The following is a 19,274-nucleotide window of genomic DNA, read 5'->3' on the forward strand; positions in this document are numbered from 1 at the left end:
CTCCCCTGCAAGACAGGAATCATACCCCCTGCCCCGTCGATTTAAAATGACAGGGTCGCCGGCTGAATGGTGGTGAAGTCCTCCTGACCGGCAAAGAGGAAGGAGAAATCACTCTCGCACACCCGCTTCACCGCCGGATGCTGGATCATCCGCTCGGCGAAGATGACGTAGTACTCCTCCATCAGATCCTGGGTCTCCCCGATCAGCATCACCTCCTCCCCCTCCAGGATCTCCTCCCGATAGATGGTCGGCGCCATGAAGATACCTTGATTGAAGAAGCCAAATGCCTTCATCAGGGCCGCATCGTCGAATTCCCCCAGGATGCTGGGAGAGATGCCCTGCTGCTCGAACCACTGGGTCAGCTGACGCCCCATGGCGGTTCGACGGCCAGGGATGAGCAGCTTGCGCTCCTCCAGACAGGCGGGAAAAGGCTTTTCGGGCTGCGGCGCCTTGCAGAAGAAGCTGACGCCGCAGCCCCCCAGCCGCTTGGAGAGCAGACCGGCATGCTGGCTGGAGTCCACCGGGCAATCGGAGAGGATCATGTCGAGCTTGTGCTCGCTCAGCTGCTCCAGCAGCAGCTCGTGGGTCGATTCGAAACAGCGCAGGTGGATGGAGCCGTCGTTGGGGATGACGGAGAGCAGCACCCGGCTGGCGAGGCGCTTGGAGAGAGCATCGGCGATGCCGACGTCGAACAGGATCTGGCTCTCCTTGCGGTAGTTGACGATATCCAGCATCTCGTAGGAGAGGCTGAACATCTTGTCGGCATAGCGAAACACCAGCTGGCCCAGCTCGGTGGCCTCCAGGGAGCGCCCCTTGCGGATCAACAGCTTGCCGCCGAGGCGCTGCTCCAGCAACTTGATCTGACCGGTGACGGTCTGGGGAGTGAGGAAGAGGGCTTCCGCCGCCTGGGTGACGGAGCCCTTCTTCTGAGTCATCCAAAAATAGTAAAGGTGGTTGTAATTAAGGTGTGACATCCGATGGGGTTCCCGCGCTGCGCGGGCTCCGGTAGCAGCTGAGTTCAACCGCCAGAATGTCATACATGTCGCTGATCGAGTCAACTTTGTTTGCGCCGAACTGCTCTTGCAGGGTCAGCTTGAGGTGGGCCGGATCCGGCATCCGCTCCCCGCAGTAGCGCTTGTTCGACTGCTTGACTCGCTCGCCAGCCCTGCTGCTCAGGGCCCGTTCGGTGAAGGTTTCACCGAATAGGGCCTTGGCCTGCTGGTCTCCCAGCATGAGGGCGCTGTCCACCACCCCGTTGAGATAGGCCGAACAACTGGCCGACGCCGCATCCTGCTGGCAATCCGCCAGGCTATTCGCCCAGACTGCCGGGCTCGCCAGCAAGACTAACCATCCGAGTCTTCTCATAACCCCTCCGTGCTTTGATTCGCCTCCCGATTGGGCAGCGATATCCGCAGGGCGATAAAACCGATCACGGCCGCCAGAGTGGATCCCACCAGGATCCCGAGGCGTGAGTAGCTGCCGTAGTCCAGTCCGCCATGCTCGAATGCCAGCGATGCGATGAACATCGACATGGTGAAGCCGATGCCACACAGGATGCTGACGGCAAAGATCTGTCTGAAGTTGACGCCACTCGGCAGCTGGGCGATGCCGAGTTTCACCGACAGCCAGCTGATGGTGAAGATGCCGAGGGGCTTGCCGATGAAGAGCCCCAGAATGATACCCATGGGCACCGGGCTGAGCAGATCCGACAGCTGGATGCCGTCGAGGGAGACCCCGGCGTTGGCAAAGGCAAACAACGGCAGTATCAGGTACGCGCTCCAGGGATGCAGCACATGCTCCAGGTGCTTGAGCGGCGAGGCATAACGCTTGCCGTTGAGCGGGATCATGAAGCCAACGATGACGCCGGCCAGGGTCGCATGGACGCCCGACTTGAGCACGGCCACCCAGAGCACCAGACCCACCAGCATGTAGAGACCGATCCTGTCCTCACCACGACGATTCATCCAGAGCAGAGTGAGGGTCGCCACTATGCCGACCGCCAGTGCAGTCAGCGACAGCTGCTGGGTATAGAAGAGGGCGATGATGATGATGACCCCAAGGTCATCCATGATGGCCAGGGCCAGCAGGAATACCTTGAGGCTGGTCGGCACCCGCTTGCCGAGCAGCGCCATCACCCCGAGGGCGAAGGCGATGTCGGTTGCGGCTGGAATGGCCCAGCCGGCCCGGGTGATTTCATCCTCGTAGTTGAAGAAGGCATAGATGAGCGCAGGGGCCAGCATGCCGCCCACGGCGGCGATGGCCGGGAAGGTGGCCTGCACCCGTGATGAGAGCGCCCCCTCCAGCATCTCACGCTTTACTTCCAGCCCGACCAGCAGGAAGAAGATCGCCATGAAGCCGTCGTTGATCCAGAGCAGCAGCGGCTTGTTGATGTCGAGGGCGGCAATGCGCACCTGTACCTGGGTATTGAGGAAGCTCTGATAGTGCTCCGCCAGGGCAGAGTTGGCCAGACCGATGGCCAACAGGGCGGCCAGGATCAGAATTATTCCGGAGGCTGACTCCAGTTTGAGAAATCGCTTGAACACATCGCTCATGGTCTAACTATCCATAAAATTGTACTTTTTCAGTCTAGGGGGCGAGTGAACCAATGAAAAATCGTTTCTAACTGCCAATAACAACGGGAAAACCGAAGGCAAAGCAAATCATGTCTGCTATAAGCACGTTTTCCCCCACCTTCCCTCGCCTCTGGAGCATTCATTTCTTTGCATATTCATGCTTTCCAGACATGAAAAAGGCGCCCGCAGGCGCCTTTCGAACAGGTGGAATAGCATAGCGGGAGATCCCGCCGAGCACCGCTCGCCATCACGGCGGATGCAGGATCAGATGGCGACAGGGGCCTTGATACCCGGATGGGGATCATAGCCCTGGATCTCGAAGTCCTCGAACCGGTAGTCGAAGATGGAGTCCGGCTTGCGCTTGATCACCAGCTGCGGCAAGGAACGCGGCTCGCGGGAGAGCTGCAGCGCCGTCTGCTCCATGTGGTTGGAGTAGAGGTGCACGTCGCCACCGGTCCAGACGAAGTCGCCCACGGCCAGATCGCACTGCTGGGCCATCATGTGGGTCAGCAGGGCGTAGCTCGCGATGTTGAACGGCAGACCGAGGAAGACATCGCAGCTGCGTTGATAGAGCTGGCAGGAGAGCTTGCCGTCCGCCACATAGAACTGGAAGAAGGCGTGACAAGGGGCGAGCGCCATCTTGTCCAGCTCACCCACGTTCCAGGCGGAGACTATGATGCGGCGCGAATCCGGGTTGTGCTTGATGTCATCCACCGCCTTCTGGATCTGGTCGATGACGGTGCCATCGGCCGCCGGCCAGGAACGCCATTGGGCACCATAGACAGGGCCCAGATCGCCGTGCTCGTCAGCCCACTCGTCCCAGATGCTGACGCCGTGCTCTTTCAGGTAGGCAGTGTTGGTGTCGCCATTGAGGAACCACAGCAGCTCGTGAATGATGGAACGCAGGTGGCACTTCTTGGTGGTGACCAGCGGGAAGCCTTCCGCCAGATTGAAGCGCATCTGATGACCGAACAGGGAGACTGTCCCCGTGCCGGTGCGATCGGATTTGACTGTGCCTTCATCCAGGATCTTTTGCATCAGGTCGAGATATACCCTCATTGCTTTGCCTCCTTCGCGGCATCACCAAACATCCTCACACTCCCGCAGGAATATTGTGGCAGGATCTTCTGTATAAGACCGAGACAGGCCCTCATTGCTTTGCCTCCTTCGCCGCGTTGCCGAACAGCTGAGGACGCTTGTAGGCAACCCAGATCATCAGGGCGCCGATGATGATCATCGGGGTGGAGAGGATCTGGCCCATGCTGATCTCCTGGAAGTAGAGACCCAGCTGGCTGTCAGGCTGGCGTACGAACTCCACCAGGAAGCGGAACAGGCCGTAGAACAGCAGGAACATGCCGGAGATGGCGCCCCGTGGCGGGTTCTTGCGCCAGAACAGGTTCAGGATGATGAAGAGCACCACCCCTTCCAGGGCGAACTGGTAGAGCTGGGAGGGGTGACGCGGCTCTGGGCCGGCCTCCGGGAAGATGATGGCCCAGGGCACGTCCGTGACCCGGCCCCACAGCTCGCCGTTCATGAAGTTGCCGATGCGGCCGACGCCGAGGCCGAACGGAATGAGCGGTGCCACAAAGTCTGCCACGGTGAAGAAGTGACGCTTGGTCTTGTGGGCAAACCAGATCATGGCTGTGATGACCCCGATCAGGCCGCCGTGGAACGACATGCCGCCGGTCCAGATCTTGAACAGGTAGGTGGGATCGGCCAGGAAGAGATCGAAGTTGTAGAACAGCACATAGCCGATGCGTCCGCCCAGGATCACCCCGAGGAAGCCATAGAACAGCAGGTCAGAGACCTCGTTGCGGGTCCAGCCACTGTTGGGCGCATCGGCGCGGCGGCCTGCAAGCCACATGGCAAAGGCGAAACCAAACAAATACATGAGACCATACCAGCGTACCGATAGTGGTCCCAAACTGAATGCTACGGGATCAATCTGCGAGAAAACCCAATATCCGTCGTGCTGCATGGCGCGGCCCCAGTCATAAGAAAAGCCGCATTCTCCGATCATTCGTCAGCAGGAACAAGACTGAATATCAATCGGGCAGCTTGGTCTTGTGGCCTGCGCGCAGCAAACCGCCCAGACCGTGCTCTTCCAGGTAGCGGGCAAACAGGCCACGGAGCACGTGGGGATTGTCGTGCTTGAGGCCATCCGCCATCAGCGCCTTCAGCTCGCCGAGATCGGATTGACGCAGCACGTACTTGATGCGGGAAATGTTGTGGGTGTTCATGCTGAAACGGCGATAGCCCATGGCCAGCAGCAGCAGCACGCCGACCGGATCCCCGGCCAGTTCGCCACAGACCGAGACCGGCTTCTGGTAGCGATGGGAGGCATCGACCAGCAGTTGCAGGGCGCGGATCACCGCGGGATGGAAGGCGTCATAGATGCTGGCGACCCGGGCGTTGTTGCGATCCACCGCCAGCAGATACTGGGTCAGGTCATTGCTGCCCACCGACCAGAAATCGATGAGGGGGGCCATCTCCGGCAGGATGTAGAGGGCGGAGGGCACCTCTATCATCACCCCCAGGCTGGGGTAGCGGATCACCGCATCGCGGCTCGCCGCCTCTTCCGACACTTCACGCCAGGCCTGATCCAGCAGCCGGCGGGAAGCCTTGATTTCACTGACACTGCTGATCATCGGCAGCATGATGGCCAGATTGTCCAGCCCTTCGCTGGCGCGCAGCATGGCCTTGAGCTGCACCAGGAACAACTCGGGGTGATCCAGGGTGAGCCGGATCCCCCGCCAGCCAAGGAAGGGATTTTCCTCCACTATGGGGAAATAGGGCAATTGCTTGTCCCCCCCCACGTCCAGGGTGCGCATGCAGACCGGGCGATCCCGATAGGTCTCCAGGATCCCCCGATAGCGCGCCGTCTGCTCCCATTCGGAGGGGAAGCTATCCTGCAGCATGAAGGGGATCTCGGTGCGATAGAGCCCGACCCCGTCCGCCAGATGGTTGAGGGAGATCTCGGTGTCGGCGCTGAGGCCGGCGTTGAGCAGCAAGGAGACAGGGGTGCCGTCCGCCGTCTCCGAGGGTTGGTTGTCGACGCTGCGCACCAGGGTATCGAGCGCCCGCTCCTCATTGAGCAGTTGCCGGTACTCGGTCAGGATCACCTGATTGGGCTCGATGAAGAGATCGCCGCTGTAACCGTCGATGACCAGGGTGCGCCCGCCTATGTCACCCAGGGGCAGATCCACCCCCATGATGGCCGCCACCCCCATGGCACGGGCCAGGATGGCGGCATGGGAGTTGGTTCCCCCCTTGAGGGAGACCACGCCGCTCAGAAACTCCCGCGGGATCTCGGCGAGTATGGTGGCGGTCACCTCGTCGGCGACCAGCACCACCGGCTCGCCTATGGTGAGCTGCTCGGGTTCGTCCTGCACCAGCCGGCTGATGAGCCGCTGGGCGATGTCTTTCACATCGGTGGAGCGCTCCCGCAGGTAGGGATCCTTCATCCCCTTGAACTGCTCGATCAGCCGATCGCTGATGATCTTGACCGCGGAGATGGCGGTCCAGTGCTCCTTGCTGACCTTGTTGCGGATGGGCTTGATGTAGCCGGGATCGTTCAGCAGGTGCAGATAGATGTCGAAGATGGCGACCGAATCCTGGCTGTAGCTTTCGCGAAAGCGCAGCGCCAGGCTCTCCAGGTCGTGGCGTACCTCTTCCACCGCAAGCTCCAGCCGGGCCAGCTGCTTGCCGTGCTCCTCGTCCTTGCGCGGGGTGATGCTGTTGAGCGCCTTGCGCGGGCGCCACACCCAGGCCTTGGCGATGGCGATGCCGCTGGCACCGGCGATGCCGCGCAGCGGCTTGCTCCAGTCGGTCTTCTGCAACCAACCCTTGGCCTGGGCCTGGGCGATGCGGGCCGCCAGCTGTGCCGCCAGGGTGACCATGAAGGACTCTTCCCCTTCATCGAACAGCCTGCTCTCTTTCTGCTGCACCACCAGAATGCCGACCACCTGGCGCTGGTGCATGATGGGGGCGCCGAGGAAGGAGCGAAACGCCTCTTCCGCGACATCGGGCAGGAACTTGAAACTGGGGTGAGAAGGCGCATCCGCCAGGTTGATCAGCTCTTCCCGCTGACCCACCAGACCGACTATGCCCTGCTCGAACGGTAGGGTGGCCTTGCCCACCGCAGACTCGGCCAGACCATCGGTCGCCGCCAGTCGATAGCGGCGCATGTCTGGTTCGGCGACATAAACGGAGCAGCAGTCCACCGTCATGGCGAGCCGGGTCTGGCTCACCAATGCTTGCAAGGCCTGTTCGAGGGTGTTGGCCTCGGCCATGCTCTCGACGATGCGTCTGAGTTCCGTCAGCAACTAATTGTGCTCCTTAGCGCGAGCGGTTACGCCGCCCATCCTTTCGATTAGCCTGCACCACCGGCACCGGCATGGCCAGCGGGGCAAACTCCTTCATCACCCGGCGGTAAACTTCCCGCTTGAAGGAGACGACCTGACGAACCGGGTACCAGAAGCTGACCCAACGCCAATCATCAAATTCCGGGTGACCATGACAACCGAACTGGATCCTGGACTCTTTGCCAGGATCGAGCTGCAGCAAAAACCATTTCTGCTTCTGGCCAATACAGACCGGTGAACTGTCCCAGCGAACGAGTCGTTTGGGTAAGCGATACTTCAGCCAGTTGCGACTGGTCGCCAGTATGGTCACATCGTCGGGCTTGAGGCCTATCTCCTCATACAGCTCACGATACATGGCCTGCTCCGGCGATTCACCATCATCAACTCCCCCCTGCGGAAACTGCCAGGAGTGCTGCCCATAGCGCTTAGCCCACAATACTTGCCCGTCACGGTTACAGATCACGATGCCGACATTGGGACGAAATCCGTCGCCATCTATCACGTGATCACCTTATAAAGGCTGAATCTATAAAGAGATTGTTCCACATTCACCCCGTGGCGGCAAACAGGGACTGTCATCTTCCACTCATGAATAACTTGGCATTTCAAGCAAAGTTATAAACAAACCTGAAGGACAAGCTCCGCAAGTTGCCCACCCAGACTGTGCATAAGCCTGTGATCAAGCGGGTATATACAGTAGTTTTATACTACGACTTCAAATCATGCCGTATCATACCCGATTCATATAAAAACAAAATATTCATTTAAATACATATAGTTAATATTTAAAGACTGGATCAAGATCCATGTCTTTTGCGCCCGAGGATCCTGACTGTCAATTGTGAACAAGTTCGACTGTTCAAAGATCAACCAAGGCTAGTTTATCCACAAGGATGGCGCATTATCTGCACCGATATGGCGAGAAAAATCGGCGTGCTCTCACATTTATTTCTGATGCCGGGCCCTGTATCACCACTTTATGTCAGTTATCCAAGTTTTCTGTGGATAACTATGTGCAACAGCCAGGTCAAACCCTTGGACAACTCGTTGCAACCGGGATCCTCCCATTCTCCAGGCTGGAGAAAAAAGTCAAATTCCTTTAAAATCATTGCCATAGATGATAATTCACAATCTTGCCCCCCCTGTGCATAGCCGGGCAAGGATCGGTTACAAAAACAGCGATCCTCTGTCAGGATCACACTTGTCCACCCCCTTCTCGCCAACAGGAGCCCCTCATGCCCGTCAATCCACAGTCAGAGCAGGAATTGATGGCGCGCGCCTACGCCATGGCGGGCTTCACCCTGGCCCAGCTCGCCGCGACGGCCGGTATCCCGGTGCCACGGGATCTCAGGCGGGACAAGGGCTGGATCGGCCAGTTGATCGAGTGGCAGCTGGGCGCCAGCGCCGGCAGCCGCCCGGAGCAGGACTTCCCCGATCTCGGCATCGAGCTCAAGACGATCCCGATCGATCCTCAGGGCAAACCGCTGGAAACCACCTTCGTCTGCGTCGCTCCCCTCATCGGGATCAGTGGCCAGCGCTGGGAGGAGTCCAATGTGCGCAACAAGCTGTCGCGGGTACTCTGGATCCCGGTGGAGGGCAGCCGCACCATCCCCGTCGGCGAACGCCGGGTCGGCATGCCGTTGCTGTGGAGCCCGAGTGAAGAAGAAGACAGGTTGCTGCGTCAGGATTGGGAGGAGCTGATGGACATGATAGTACTGGGGGAGGTGGAGCAGATCAGCGCCCGCCACGGTCAGGTCATGCAACTGCGCCCCAAGGCGGCCAACAGCAAGGCGCTGACTCGCGCCATCGGCCGCAATGGCCAGCCAATCCAGACACTGCCAAGGGGCTTCTACCTCAAGATTGAGTTCACTCACCAGCTGCTTCGGCGTCATTTCGCCCTGCCTGCCTGACGATTGCTATCAACATCTTTGTCATAAGGTGATATAAAAATGAACATCGCTGCTTTCTTCGCAGTCAGTGACAAGGAGTCGATATGCCGATCAACAAGCAATTTCTCAAGTCCCGCCCCGAGGTCAAGGTGACCTTCGCAGTGGAAAAAGAGGCCGCAGGCGAGGCCGAACAGGTCTTGCTGCTGGGGGAGTTCAGCCAGTGGCAACCCATCGAATTGAAAAGAATGAAGAGCGGGGAGTTCAAGGCGACCCTCAACCTTCCCACCGATGGCCCCAGTCATTTCGAGTATTGCTATCAACTGGTGCAGCCAGACGGGGAGACCCGTTATGACAACGACTGGGAAGCGGACGACTATGTGCCCGGCCCCTTCGGGCGCGACAACTCTGTGGTGCGGGTCAGCCAACCAGGTTGAACCCACCGCCTCAAATGACGGATACAAAAAAGGCTCGCCATTGGCGAGCCTTTTCACTACCTGTCGAGCTATTCGTCGACATACCGACACCAATTCGAATCGAATTAGTTGAGCTTCTCTTTGATACGAGCAGCTTTGCCGGACAGGTTGCGCAGGTAGTACAGCTTGGCGCGGCGAACATCACCACGACGCTTCAGTTCTACACTGTGGATCAGCGGAGAGTGAGTCTGGAATACACGCTCAACACCTTCGCCGTTGGAGATCTTGCGAACGGTGAAAGCAGAGTGCAGACCGCGGTTACGCTTGGCAATGACGATGCCTTCGAAAGCCTGCAGACGCTCTTTACCACCTTCTTTAACACGAACTTGAACACGTACGGTGTCGCCCTGGGCAAAAGCCGGGATGTCGGTACGCAGTTGCTCTTGTTCAAGCTGCTGAATAATCTTGCTCATTGTCTTTCCTTACCTAGGATAAACTGAAAACTCTACTTAACGCTGTCACGCACTTCGCGGACATACTCGGCAAGAAGTGATTCTTGCTCGTCAGTCAGAGCTAGGTTGTTAATAAGTTCCGGCCTTCTCTGCCAGGTTCGTCCGAGCGACTGCTTGAGACGCCAGCGCCGAATCACTTCGTGATTGCCGCTTGTCAGCGCCTCGGGCACCGCCAATCCATCCAACAACTCCGGCCGAGTGTAGTGGGGATGATCCAGCAGGCCATCCGTGAAGGAGTCCTGCTCGGCACTGGCCTGATCACCCAAGACCCCGGGGACCAGACGCGAAACCGCATCGATCAGGGTCATGGCAGGCAACTCGCCACCACTTAACACGTAATCCCCGATAGACCACTCTTCGTCGACTTCGGTTTGTATCACGCGTTCATCGATACCTTCGTATCGACCGGCGACCAGAATCAGTTTCTGATTCGTCGCCAACTCGGTTACGCCCGCTTGAGTCAGCTTGCGTCCCTGAGGAGAGAGATAGATGACTTTCGCCCCGTCTCCCGCCGCTTGCTTGGCTGCATGAATCGCATCACGCAGCGGCTGAACCATCATCAGCATCCCAGGCCCACCACCATAAGGACGATCATCGACCGTACGGTGTTTGTCGTGGGTGAAATCCCGAGGATTCCAGCACTCAATCTGCAGCAGGCCACTCTTGACGGCCCGACCCGTTACCCCGTGCTCGGTAATGGCTCGGAACATTTCCGGGAAGAGGCTGATCACCCCAATCCACATAAGAAACCTCCGGCACCCGTGTTAGCGCGGGAAACTAGAAACCAGGATCCCAATCAACTTCGATTGTTCGAGCAGTCAGATCAATGTTCTTGATCACCTGCTCTTCCAGGAACGGGATCAGCCGCTCCTTTGCACCAAAGGCATCTTTTACATTGGCCTCAACCACCAACACATCGTTGGAGCCGGTTTCCATCAATTCGGTCACCTTGCCCAGGTCGTATCCCTTGGTGGTCATCACGGAGCAACCAATCAGGTCACGCCAGTAGAACTCACCTTCAGGCAACGCAGGCAACAGATCGGCGGCTACGCCAATCTCGACATTGGTCAATGCCAGGGCATCCTCGCGCACATCGATACCATCGAGCTTGCAGATCAGACCCTTGTTGTGACGCTTCCAGGCCGAAACCTGAATCTCACGCCACACCCCGTTCTGATTGATCAGCCAGGGGTTGTAATCGAAAATCGCTTCGGCAACATCGGTGAAGGAGTTCACTTTAAGCCAGCCCTTGATGCCGTAGACGGTACCCAGGGTGCCCAGAACTATAGGTTTTTCCACCTTAACTCCTTACCGCTTGGCTGATTAAGCAGCTTTTTTAGCGTCTTTGATCAGCTTGGCAACACGGTCAGAAACAGTGGCACCAGTAGCAACCCAATGCTCGATACGAGCCAGGTCCAGGTTCAGCTTCTCAGCGTTACCAGCAGCAACCGGGTTGAAGAAACCAACGCGCTCGATGAAGCGACCGTCACGGGCGCAACGGCTGTCAGAAACTACTACCTGGTAGAACGGACGCTTTTTCGCGCCACCACGTTGTAAACGAATGGTTACCATATCGTCCTCATGAACATCTAATGAACAAGGCCTGCAAATACGCAGACCCTAGCTTAAAATAAGCCGCGTAATTCTACTTGGATTCGTAATAATTGCAACCAAGCCTGCTATTTTTTGCGCAGGAGTTGGCATGAAAAAGGCTCACCGCGGTGAGCCTTTTTGCCTGACAAGCAGGAAAATCAGAACGGACCGCGTCCGCCACCACCGAATCCCGGGGGCAGCATGTTCTTCATCTGGCCCATCATCTTGCGCATGCCACCCTTGCCGGACATCTTCTTCATCATGCGCTGCATCTCGGTGAACTGCTTGAGCAGCTTGTTCACGTCCTGCACCTGCATGCCGGAACCCGCGGCGATGCGACGCTTGCGGGAGCCCTTGATGAGATCGGGATGAGCACGCTCCTTGGGCGTCATGGAGCTGATGATGGCCTCCATCCGCACTGTGATCTTGTCATCCATCTGATCTTTCACGTTATCCGGCAGACCGGACATGCCGGGCAACTTGTCGAGCATGCCCATCATGCCGCCCATGTTGCGCATCTGGGCCAGCTGCTCGCGGAAATCTTCCAGATCGAAGCCCTTGCCGCTCTTGACCTTGCTGGCCAGCTTGGCGGCTTTCTCCTTGTCGACCGTGCGTTCCACTTCCTCGATGAGCGACAGCACGTCCCCCATGCCGAGGATGCGGGAGGCGAGACGATCCGGGTGGAAGGGCTCCAGCGCATCGGTCTTCTCACCCATACCGATGAACTTGACCGGTTTGCCGGTGATGTGGCGCACCGACAGGGCGGCACCGCCGCGGGCGTCGCCGTCCGCCTTGGTGAGGATGACGCCGGTGAGCGGCAGCGCTTCGTTGAACGCCTTGGCAGTATTGGCCGCATCCTGACCTGTCATGGCATCCACCACGAACAGGGTCTCGACCGGCTTGATGGTGGCGTGAAGATCCTGGATCTCCGCCATCATCTCGGTGTCCACGTGCAGACGACCGGCGGTATCGACGATCACCACGTCATAGAATTTCTTGCGCGCCTGATCGATGGCGGCGGTGGCGATCGCCACCGGCTTCTGGGTCACATCGCTCGGGAAGAAATCGACCGAGATGTCATTGGCCAGGGTCTCGAGCTGCTTGATCGCCGCCGGGCGGTAGACGTCGGCACTGACCACCAGTACCTTCTTCTTGTGGCGCTCCTTGAGCAGCTTGGCGAGCTTGCCCACAGTCGTGGTCTTACCGGCACCCTGCAGGCCCGCCATCAGGATGATGGCCGGCGGCTGTGCGGCCAGATTGAGCTGCTCGTTCGCCTCTCCCATGACAGAGACCAGCTCGCCATGCACTATCTTGATGAAGGCCTGGCCCGGGCTCAGGGACTTGGCCACTTCTTGGCCGACGGCACGCTCTTTCACGCGGGCAACGAAGTCACGCACCACCGGCAGGGCCACGTCCGCCTCGAGCAGCGCCATGCGCACTTCACGCAAGGTATCCTTGATGTTCTCTTCGGTCAGCCGGCCACGGCCACTGACATTGCGCAGGGTGCGCGAGAGTCGTTCAGTCAAATTCTCAAACATGACGCATTCCGATTCTTGGCGTAACTAGTGGGGCATTATACCCCAGTCAGCACTGTGGGGACGATTACTCACCGCTTGCGGCGGTGACCCGCCATCGAATGAGCGGGTGTAACAAATGGAGGGCATTATACCCCAGTCAACGCCGGAGGACGATTATTCGCCGCACGGGGCTGTCAGCTGCTACTTATATATGGGCAGTTAGCCCCTGGCACAACTGGCGAGCATATCTTGTGCAAGGTATACTGCCCCTCTTATCCATAAAAGCTTGTTCGACAACGACCTGGTTATGATCGTGATCTCTGTTCTGGCCCTGGCGTTTTACCTGCTGGCCATCATCGCCTCTCTGCACCTGCTGCTCAGCGCCAAGCCCGTCGGGCAGGTGTCGCTGTTTGCCTGTGTCGGCCTGGCCCTGACCGCCCATGGCGTGGCGGTGGGCAGCGAGGTGCTGGCCACCCATTCCGGCCAGAATCTCAGCATGTTGAACGTCGCCTCCTTGGTCAGCCTCATCATCAGTTGCTTCATGACCTGCGTTACCCGCCGTTTCAACGGCTGGATCCTGCTGCCCGTGGTCTACAGTTTCTCGGCCTTGCTGCTCGCCGCCAGCGCCCTGATACCGGGTCGCTACATCACCCATCTGGAAGCGCATCCCCAACTGCTGCTGCACATCGGGCTCGCCTTGATGGCCTATTCGGTACTGATGATCGCCTGCCTGTTTGCGCTCCAGCTTGCCTGTCTGGATCGGCAGCTGAAGTCTAGAAAGATAAGCCATCTGCCGGCCATGCCGCCCCTGATGACGGTGGAGAAGCGCCTGTTCCAGCTTATCTCCGCGGGCCTCTTGCTGCTGACGCTCTCCATCGCCTCGGGTCTGTTCTTCCTCGAAGACATGTTCGCCCAGGGCAAGTCCCACAAGGCCATCCTCTCGATCCTGGCCTGGTGCGTCTATGCCTTGCTGCTGTGGGGTCACCACACCCGTGGCTGGCGTGGTCGCAAGGTCATCATGCTGAGCCTCATCGGCAGCGTCATCCTGACCCTGGCCTACTTTGGCAGCCGCTTCGTCAAGGAAGTCTTGCTGAGCTGACGGTTCAGCCACCCAAACACCACCCCAACAGGAGCCCTTCTTGGACAGTATCTCAACGAGCACATTACTGATTGTTCTCGTTATCTTGATTGTGTTGTCAGCCTTCTTCTCCAGTTCCGAAACCGGTCTGATGTCCCTCAACCGCTACAAGTTGCGGCATCTGGCCCAAACCAAGCACAAGGCAGCCCGTCGGGTCGAAAAGCTGCTGGCTCGACCGGATCGCCTGCTTGGCCTAATCCTCATCGGCAACAACCTGGTCAACATCCTGGCCTCCGCCATCGCCACCATCGTCTGCATCCGGCTGTTCGGGGATCTCGGCGTCGCCATCGCCACCTTCGGTCTCACCCTGGTGGTGCTGGTGTTCGGGGAAGTCACTCCCAAGACACTGGCGGCCATGTTTCCCGAGCGCATCGCCTACCCCGCCTCCTGGGTTCTCAAGGGGCTGATGGTGCCCTTCGCCCCCCTGGTCTGGCTCATCAACAGCATCACCAACCTCTTGCTCAAGCTGCTGCGACTGGAACATCGCAAGGATGACTCCCTCAACACCGAAGAGCTGCGCACCATAGTCAACGAGGCGGGCAGCCTCATTCCCCAGCGCCATCAGGAGATGCTGATCAGCATTCTGGATCTGGACAAGATGACGGTGGAAAATATCATGGTGCCGCGCAGCGAGATCTCTGCCATCGACATCAACGACGACTGGAAGAGCATATTGCGCCAGCTGGCTCACTGCGCTCACACCAAGATCCTGCTCTATCGCGACAATATTGACGACGTTGTCGGATTTTTACACTCTCGTGATGCCCTCAGACTGGTCGCCAAGGACCAGTTCAGCAAGTCCAGCCTGCTGCGGGAAGTCGATCCCATCTACTTCATTCCACAGGGCACCCCCCTCAACGTGCAACTGGCCAAGTTCCAGCGCAACAAGGAGAGGATCGGGCTGATTGTCGACGAGTATGGGGATATTCAGGGGCTGATCACCCTGGATGACATCCTGGAAGAGATAGTGGGCGACTTCACCACCTCCATGACCCCGGCGCCGAGCGACGAGATACACCCACAGCCGGATGGCTCCTTCCTGGTGGAAGGCTCCGCCAGCATCCGCGAGCTGAACAAGGAGATGCACTGGCACCTGCCCATCGACGGCCCGCGCACCCTCAACGGGGTGATCCTGGAGTACCTGGAAGAGATCCCCCAGCCCAACATCAGCGTCAGGCTGGCGGGTTATCCCATCGAGATACTCGAAGTGGAGAACAACATGGTGAAGATGGCGAGGATCATGCCACATCTCTACCGTAACGAGTCAGGTTACGAGGATTGAAAAAAGGCTGCCGATGGCAGCCTTTTTCGTTTCACTCGCTCTCGTCATCCGGCTCCAGCACCAGGGTCGGGATCAACTCGCCGAACACCTGCTGCAGCTCGTCGCGGTTGGCCAGCAGATCTTGCAGTGTATAGCCATCCATCACCGCAAGGAAGGCGTTCATCGCCTCCTTCAGGGCACTCTTGAGCAGACAGACGGAGACGATGTGGCACACCGGCGAGTTGCAGTCGATGCCGTCCAGATTGCCCTCCAGCGCCCGGATCACCTGACCTATGTTCACGCTCTCAGGGGAACAGGCCATGCGGATCCCGCCATTCTTGCCACGCTGGGATTGCAGATAACCCAGCTTCACCAGCTGATTCACCACCTTCACCATGTGATTGCGAGAGACGTCATACAAGGCAGACACCTTGGCCACGCTCGACAATTCCCCCTCCGGCAACGTGGCCAGATAGAGCAGGGCTCTCAATCCAAAATCGGTATAGCTTGTTAGTCTCATAGTGCCTGTGGCGCATAGCGCAAAGAATTGATGATTGATCCAGATCAATTAAACATTTAGGATGCAACTTATTAAGTGACATTCCAGATGTTCAATTAGAAAGGACCTCCTATGTTAGACCAAGCCACCATCGCCGTCATCAAGAGCACCATTCCTTTGCTCGAATCGGCGGGGCCAGCCCTCACCCAGCACTTCTACCAGCGCATGTTCCACCACAACCCCGAGTTGAAGGATGTGTTCAACCTGGCCCATCAGCGCAGTGGCGGTCAGCCCCTGGCCCTGTTCAGTGCCGTGGCGGCCTACGCCAGGAACATCGACAACCTGGGGGCCCTGGCCGGAGCCGTGGAACGCATCGCCCACAAGCACACGGGTTTCCTGATCCAGCCGGAACAATATCACATTGTGGGTAGTCATCTCTTGGCCACGCTCAAAGAAATGGGTGGCAACGCGGTGACGGACGAGGTGCTGGAAGCCTGGGGCAAGGCCTATGGCGTGCTGGCCGACATCTTCATCGGTCGGGAGGGTGAGCTCTACCGGGAGAAGGCGAGCGAGCTCGGTGGCTGGCAGGGGGCCCGCCCCTTCCTCATCAAGGAGAAGCGCCAGGAGAGCGAGCTTGTCACCTCCTTCGTGCTGGCCCCCGTCGACGGCAAACCCGTGCTGCGCTTCAAGCCGGGGCAATATATCAGCATCCGGCTCAATCACCCGTCGCTGGAGCATCAGGAGATCCGTCAATACTCCCTCTCCGATGCCCCCAATGGCCGCGACTACCGCATCAGCGTCAAGCGCGAGCCCCAGGGCCAGGCCTCCAACCTGCTGCATGACCAGCTTCACATCGGTGACGAAGTGGCGTTGATGCCACCGGCGGGGGACTTCTTCCTGCGGACCGAGGCGACCACCCCAGTGGTGCTGATCTCCGCCGGGGTGGGCCTGACCCCCATGCTGAGCATGCTCAACCAGTTGCTGGCCGAGCAATCAGAAACTGAAATCCGCTGGCTCCATGCCTGCGAGCATGGCGCCCAGCATGCCTTCAAGGAAGAGATCCAGGCCAAGAGCCGCCAACATGCCAGCTTGCAGAGCCGGGTCTGGTACAGGGTACCTGCCGAGCAGGACGTGCGGGGGAAGGACTACGACTTCAGCGGCACCCTGGTGCTGGAACAGGTCACGGACCTCATCCCGGCCAACGCCCACTACTACTTCTGCGGCCCCCTGGGCTTCATGAAGGCAGTGAAAGATCAGCTGAGCAGTTTGGGCGTGCCTGCCGACCGGATGCACTACGAGGTATTCGGCCCCCATCAGGATCTCTGATCCCTCCCTCTGACCGGAGAAATGCACAAGGCCCACGAACTCAGGTTCGCGGGCCTTGTTGTATCGAGTGGCCTGGCCTGCCGGGCTTAGTGCATCGCCTTGGCGCGGGCGATGGCATTGGCGGGCATGCGATTGCCGAGCCGGCTCAGCAGGCTAGCCGCCTTCTGGTGGGTCGCCTTGTCACCGATGACGGCGCCGTGCAGCCAGTGGTAGGCCTCCTCGTAATCCAGCGGACTGCCCATGCCCTGCAGCAGCATCTCGACCCACTCTATCTGGGCCCGCTGGAAACCCAGGCTGGCGGCCTCCCGCATCAGGGTCTCGGCCCGCACCAGATCCTTCTGGACCAGGATGCCTTTCCAGTAATAGCGCCCCAGCTGCTCCAGCGCGGGAGCCAGACCCTGATTGGCCGCCTCCCACATGTATTGCACCCCGATCTGGGCGTCCGGCTTGATGCAGACGCCCCAGGCCAGCATGTCCCCCCACAGGAACTGATAGGCCGGGATCTTCATCACGGAGGCCCGCGCCTCTATGTCCTGGGTCAGCTGGCACCTGTCCTGCTTCACCCGAGCCAGATGACGTCCCTGCTCTATCCAGTTGAGCAGCTCGTCCTGCCGATAGAGCGGCACCGCCTGCAGCTCTCCGGTGGCCAAGGAGCCAGGGTTCACCGCCCTGGGCAGCGGCGCTGCCGCCGGGGCTGATGCCACTGAGGCGGGTGCATCAACACTCGACAGCACAGGGGCCGGAGCAGCGACAGCCGTAGGCAACGCTGCCGACGCCACCGGCGCAGGGGCAACAGCAGCCGCCGGCACTGCGGCTGACGGTACAGGTGCGGTGGCCGGCTGGGTCGCTGATGCAGCCTGTGCTGGTGCCGGGGCGATCGATGGCAATGCCGCCGAGGGCGCCGGGACTGTGGCGGCCGCCACCGACTGGGTTTGCGCGGCCGCCGAGATCGGCTCGGCCCCCTGCAAGGGGAGGCTGCACAGACCGACGAGGCCGATGAGGGTACTGGGTTTCATCATAGGGATCTCCTGCTGCCCTCTTTATCGGCAGCCGGGCCCATCTCCTTAGTCCGTCATGGCAAACCCCGGAAATGACAAAGGGGAGCCTGGGCTCCCCTCATGATCGACGCTGCGGCTTACTTGACGAAGTCGACACCCAGCTGGATATCGGCCTTCAGGGTAGCCAGCATGCTGTCCATGGACTCTTGCTCGAAGGCGCTCAGCTTGCCGTAGTCCAGCACGCTCTCGACACCATTCTTGCCCAGCAGCACCGGCTGCGCGAAGAAGGTGGCGTGCTCGCCGTTGCCTTCCACATAGGCGCACTCGATGACATTGGCTTCGCCCTGCAGACCCTTGATGAGGGACAGACCGAAACGGCAGGCTGCCTGACCCATGGAGAGGGTGGCAGAACCGCCACCGGCCTTGGCTTCCACCACTTCGGTACCGGCATTCTGGATGCGCTTGGTCATGGCAGCCGCTTCTTCCGCGGTGAAGCTGGCCCCTTCGATCTGGGAGAGCAGCGGCAGAATGGTCACGCCACTGTGGCCACCGATCACGTTGACGCGGATCTTGTCGATGTTCAGGCCCTTGGCCTCGGCCACGAAGGTCTCGCCACGGATGACGTCCAGGGTGGTCACGCCGAACAGGCGACGCTTGTCATAGACACCGGCCTTCTTCAGCACTTCGGCGGCGATGGCGACCGTGGTGTTGACCGGGTTGGTGATGATGCCGATCAGTGCCTTCGGGCAGGAGGCGGCACACTTCTCCACCAGGTTCTTGACGATACCGGCGTTGATGTTGAACAGATCGGAACGATCCATGCCGGGCTTGCGCGCCACGCCGGCAGAGATCAGCACGACATCGGCGCCGACCAGAGCCGGGCTCGGATCTTCACCGCAGAAACCTTTTACTTTCACGTCAGTCGGGATATGGCTCAGGTCCGCCGCCACGCCCGGGGTGACCGGGGCAATGTCATACAGGCTCAACTCGGAACCGGCAGGCAGGCGATTTTTCAACAGCAGAGCAAGGGCTTGGCCGATGCCACCGGCGGCACCCAGAACGGCAACTTTCATGATCAACTCCATGTCTAAGCGTAGGTTTAAGGTTGTTTCTAGTTGGGTTAACGCTGTTTCTTATTGTGCGCCTCACCTTAAAGGATCCCCTGCTAAAAAACAATCTGATAACAGTTGT

20 protein-coding genes are annotated in these 19,274 nt (G+C 59.3%); 5 read left to right on the forward strand and 15 right to left on the reverse strand.

Going from position 1 to position 19,274, the window contains the following annotated elements; translation table 11 throughout:
* Positions 1–41: 41 nt before the first annotated feature.
* The 7 genes from nhaR to rppH form a co-directional block, all read right to left on the reverse strand.
* The gene (nhaR, locus tag AAHB08_RS14785) at positions 42–974 is read right to left on the reverse strand and encodes a transcriptional activator NhaR (RefSeq protein ID WP_342059336.1); all 933 of its coding nucleotides are present in this window, start codon (positions 972–974) and stop codon (positions 42–44) included.
* Entirely contained in the window at positions 961–1,365 is a 405-nt protein-coding gene (locus AAHB08_RS14790) for a hypothetical protein (protein WP_342059337.1), read from the reverse strand. Before AAHB08_RS14790 ends, nhaR begins: the two co-directional genes overlap by 14 nt.
* Entirely contained in the window at positions 1,362–2,552 is a 1,191-nt protein-coding gene (nhaA, locus tag AAHB08_RS14795; protein ID WP_247627255.1) for a Na+/H+ antiporter NhaA, read from the reverse strand. Before nhaA ends, AAHB08_RS14790 begins: the two co-directional genes overlap by 4 nt.
* A gap of 285 nt (positions 2,553–2,837) precedes the next feature.
* Positions 2,838–3,632 (reverse strand): thymidylate synthase, encoded by a 795-nt coding sequence (thyA, locus tag AAHB08_RS14800; RefSeq protein WP_247627256.1) that lies wholly within the window; start codon positions 3,630–3,632, stop codon positions 2,838–2,840.
* Positions 3,633–3,723: 91 nt separating this feature from the next.
* On the reverse strand, positions 3,724–4,551 hold the full coding sequence (gene lgt, locus AAHB08_RS14805; protein ID WP_041207083.1) for a prolipoprotein diacylglyceryl transferase: 828 nt from the start codon (positions 4,549–4,551) through the stop codon (positions 3,724–3,726).
* A gap of 67 nt (positions 4,552–4,618) precedes the next feature.
* Positions 4,619–6,898, reverse strand: coding sequence for a phosphoenolpyruvate--protein phosphotransferase (gene ptsP / locus AAHB08_RS14810; RefSeq protein ID WP_202047415.1), 2,280 nt, complete (start codon positions 6,896–6,898; stop codon positions 4,619–4,621).
* 13 nt (positions 6,899–6,911) lie between these two features.
* Positions 6,912–7,439: an RNA pyrophosphohydrolase gene (gene rppH, locus AAHB08_RS14815; RefSeq protein ID WP_082035008.1), complete on the reverse strand. Its 528-nt coding sequence runs from the start codon at positions 7,437–7,439 to the stop codon at positions 6,912–6,914.
* A gap of 733 nt (positions 7,440–8,172) precedes the next feature.
* Here rppH and mutH point away from each other — a divergent pair.
* Together mutH and AAHB08_RS14825 are read left to right on the forward strand one after the other, a co-directional pair.
* On the forward strand, positions 8,173–8,847 hold the full coding sequence (mutH, locus tag AAHB08_RS14820; RefSeq protein ID WP_139436837.1) for a DNA mismatch repair endonuclease MutH: 675 nt from the start codon (positions 8,173–8,175) through the stop codon (positions 8,845–8,847).
* 83 nt (positions 8,848–8,930) lie between these two features.
* Entirely contained in the window at positions 8,931–9,260 is a 330-nt protein-coding gene (locus AAHB08_RS14825; RefSeq protein WP_025325698.1) for an isoamylase early set domain-containing protein, read from the forward strand.
* A 104-nt stretch (positions 9,261–9,364) separates the two neighbouring features.
* On the opposite strand, the gene rplS is transcribed toward AAHB08_RS14825, so the two are convergent.
* The 5 genes from rplS to ffh all read right to left on the reverse strand — a co-directional run bounded on the left by rplS (position 9,365) and on the right by ffh (position 12,882).
* A complete protein-coding gene (rplS, locus tag AAHB08_RS14830) occupies positions 9,365–9,712 on the reverse strand; it encodes a 50S ribosomal protein L19 (protein WP_005313505.1) in 348 nt (115 codons plus the stop codon).
* Positions 9,713–9,744: 32 nt separating this feature from the next.
* Complete coding sequence (gene trmD, locus AAHB08_RS14835; RefSeq protein ID WP_011704631.1) at positions 9,745–10,494, reverse strand: tRNA (guanosine(37)-N1)-methyltransferase TrmD; 750 nt, start codon at positions 10,492–10,494, stop codon at positions 9,745–9,747.
* 34 nt (positions 10,495–10,528) lie between these two features.
* Positions 10,529–11,050, reverse strand: coding sequence for a ribosome maturation factor RimM (gene rimM, locus AAHB08_RS14840; protein WP_005332346.1), 522 nt, complete (start codon positions 11,048–11,050; stop codon positions 10,529–10,531).
* Positions 11,051–11,074: 24 nt separating this feature from the next.
* Positions 11,075–11,323 carry a 30S ribosomal protein S16 gene (gene rpsP, locus AAHB08_RS14845; protein ID WP_042649810.1) on the reverse strand — a complete coding sequence of 83 codons (249 nt, stop codon included), beginning with the start codon at positions 11,321–11,323 and terminating at the stop codon, positions 11,075–11,077.
* A gap of 179 nt (positions 11,324–11,502) precedes the next feature.
* Positions 11,503–12,882 carry a signal recognition particle protein gene (ffh, locus tag AAHB08_RS14850; RefSeq protein WP_139436841.1) on the reverse strand — a complete coding sequence of 460 codons (1,380 nt, stop codon included), beginning with the start codon at positions 12,880–12,882 and terminating at the stop codon, positions 11,503–11,505.
* A gap of 286 nt (positions 12,883–13,168) precedes the next feature.
* Between ffh and AAHB08_RS14855 the strand changes: the two genes are divergently transcribed.
* Together AAHB08_RS14855 and AAHB08_RS14860 are read left to right on the forward strand one after the other, a co-directional pair.
* Complete coding sequence (locus AAHB08_RS14855) at positions 13,169–13,960, forward strand: cytochrome C assembly family protein (RefSeq protein WP_041204421.1); 792 nt, start codon at positions 13,169–13,171, stop codon at positions 13,958–13,960.
* 40 nt (positions 13,961–14,000) lie between these two features.
* Positions 14,001–15,281 (forward strand): HlyC/CorC family transporter, encoded by a 1,281-nt coding sequence (locus tag AAHB08_RS14860; RefSeq protein WP_342059338.1) that lies wholly within the window; start codon positions 14,001–14,003, stop codon positions 15,279–15,281.
* A 31-nt stretch (positions 15,282–15,312) separates the two neighbouring features.
* Here AAHB08_RS14860 and AAHB08_RS14865 read toward each other — a convergent pair whose 3' ends face one another.
* Entirely contained in the window at positions 15,313–15,780 is a 468-nt protein-coding gene (locus AAHB08_RS14865; RefSeq protein WP_025325692.1) for an Rrf2 family transcriptional regulator, read from the reverse strand.
* Positions 15,781–15,891: 111 nt separating this feature from the next.
* Here AAHB08_RS14865 and hmpA point away from each other — a divergent pair, with 111 nt between their 5' ends.
* Complete coding sequence (gene hmpA / locus AAHB08_RS14870) at positions 15,892–17,085, forward strand: NO-inducible flavohemoprotein (protein ID WP_342059339.1); 1,194 nt, start codon at positions 15,892–15,894, stop codon at positions 17,083–17,085.
* Positions 17,086–17,171: 86 nt separating this feature from the next.
* Here hmpA and AAHB08_RS14875 read toward each other — a convergent pair whose 3' ends face one another.
* Both AAHB08_RS14875 and mdh read right to left on the reverse strand, forming a co-directional pair.
* Positions 17,172–17,762: a tetratricopeptide repeat protein gene (locus AAHB08_RS14875; RefSeq protein ID WP_043131536.1), complete on the reverse strand. Its 591-nt coding sequence runs from the start codon at positions 17,760–17,762 to the stop codon at positions 17,172–17,174.
* A gap of 458 nt (positions 17,763–18,220) precedes the next feature.
* Positions 18,221–19,156: a malate dehydrogenase gene (mdh, locus tag AAHB08_RS14880; protein WP_139436852.1), complete on the reverse strand. Its 936-nt coding sequence runs from the start codon at positions 19,154–19,156 to the stop codon at positions 18,221–18,223.
* Positions 19,157–19,274: the final 118 nt, after the last annotated feature.

This window comes from Aeromonas sp. OTU364 (genome assembly GCF_038440395.1).
Taxonomy (GTDB): domain Bacteria; phylum Pseudomonadota; class Gammaproteobacteria; order Enterobacterales; family Aeromonadaceae; genus Aeromonas.

Bases quoted from the DNA above. Each gene is read 5' to 3' on its own strand.
- hmpA (WP_342059339.1), top strand. From the start codon at position 15,892: ATGTTAGACCAAGCCACCATCGCCGTCATCAAGAGCACCATTCCTTTG.
- AAHB08_RS14865 (WP_025325692.1), bottom strand. From the start codon at position 15,780: ATGAGACTAACAAGCTATACCGATTTTGGATTGAGAGCCCTGCTCTAT.
- nhaR (WP_342059336.1), bottom strand. From the start codon at position 974: ATGTCACACCTTAATTACAACCACCTTTACTATTTTTGGATGACTCAG.
- nhaA (WP_247627255.1), bottom strand. From the start codon at position 2,552: ATGAGCGATGTGTTCAAGCGATTTCTCAAACTGGAGTCAGCCTCCGGA.
- AAHB08_RS14855 (WP_041204421.1), top strand. From the start codon at position 13,169: ATGATCGTGATCTCTGTTCTGGCCCTGGCGTTTTACCTGCTGGCCATC.
- rplS (WP_005313505.1), bottom strand. From the start codon at position 9,712: ATGAGCAAGATTATTCAGCAGCTTGAACAAGAGCAACTGCGTACCGAC.
- lgt (WP_041207083.1), bottom strand. From the start codon at position 4,551: ATGCAGCACGACGGATATTGGGTTTTCTCGCAGATTGATCCCGTAGCA.
- AAHB08_RS14825 (WP_025325698.1), top strand. From the start codon at position 8,931: ATGCCGATCAACAAGCAATTTCTCAAGTCCCGCCCCGAGGTCAAGGTG.
- AAHB08_RS14790 (WP_342059337.1), bottom strand. From the start codon at position 1,365: ATGAGAAGACTCGGATGGTTAGTCTTGCTGGCGAGCCCGGCAGTCTGG.
- ffh (WP_139436841.1), bottom strand. From the start codon at position 12,882: ATGTTTGAGAATTTGACTGAACGACTCTCGCGCACCCTGCGCAATGTC.
- mutH (WP_139436837.1), top strand. From the start codon at position 8,173: ATGCCCGTCAATCCACAGTCAGAGCAGGAATTGATGGCGCGCGCCTAC.
- trmD (WP_011704631.1), bottom strand. From the start codon at position 10,494: ATGTGGATTGGGGTGATCAGCCTCTTCCCGGAAATGTTCCGAGCCATT.
- rpsP (WP_042649810.1), bottom strand. From the start codon at position 11,323: ATGGTAACCATTCGTTTACAACGTGGTGGCGCGAAAAAGCGTCCGTTC.
- mdh (WP_139436852.1), bottom strand. From the start codon at position 19,156: ATGAAAGTTGCCGTTCTGGGTGCCGCCGGTGGCATCGGCCAAGCCCTT.
- thyA (WP_247627256.1), bottom strand. From the start codon at position 3,632: ATGAGGGTATATCTCGACCTGATGCAAAAGATCCTGGATGAAGGCACA.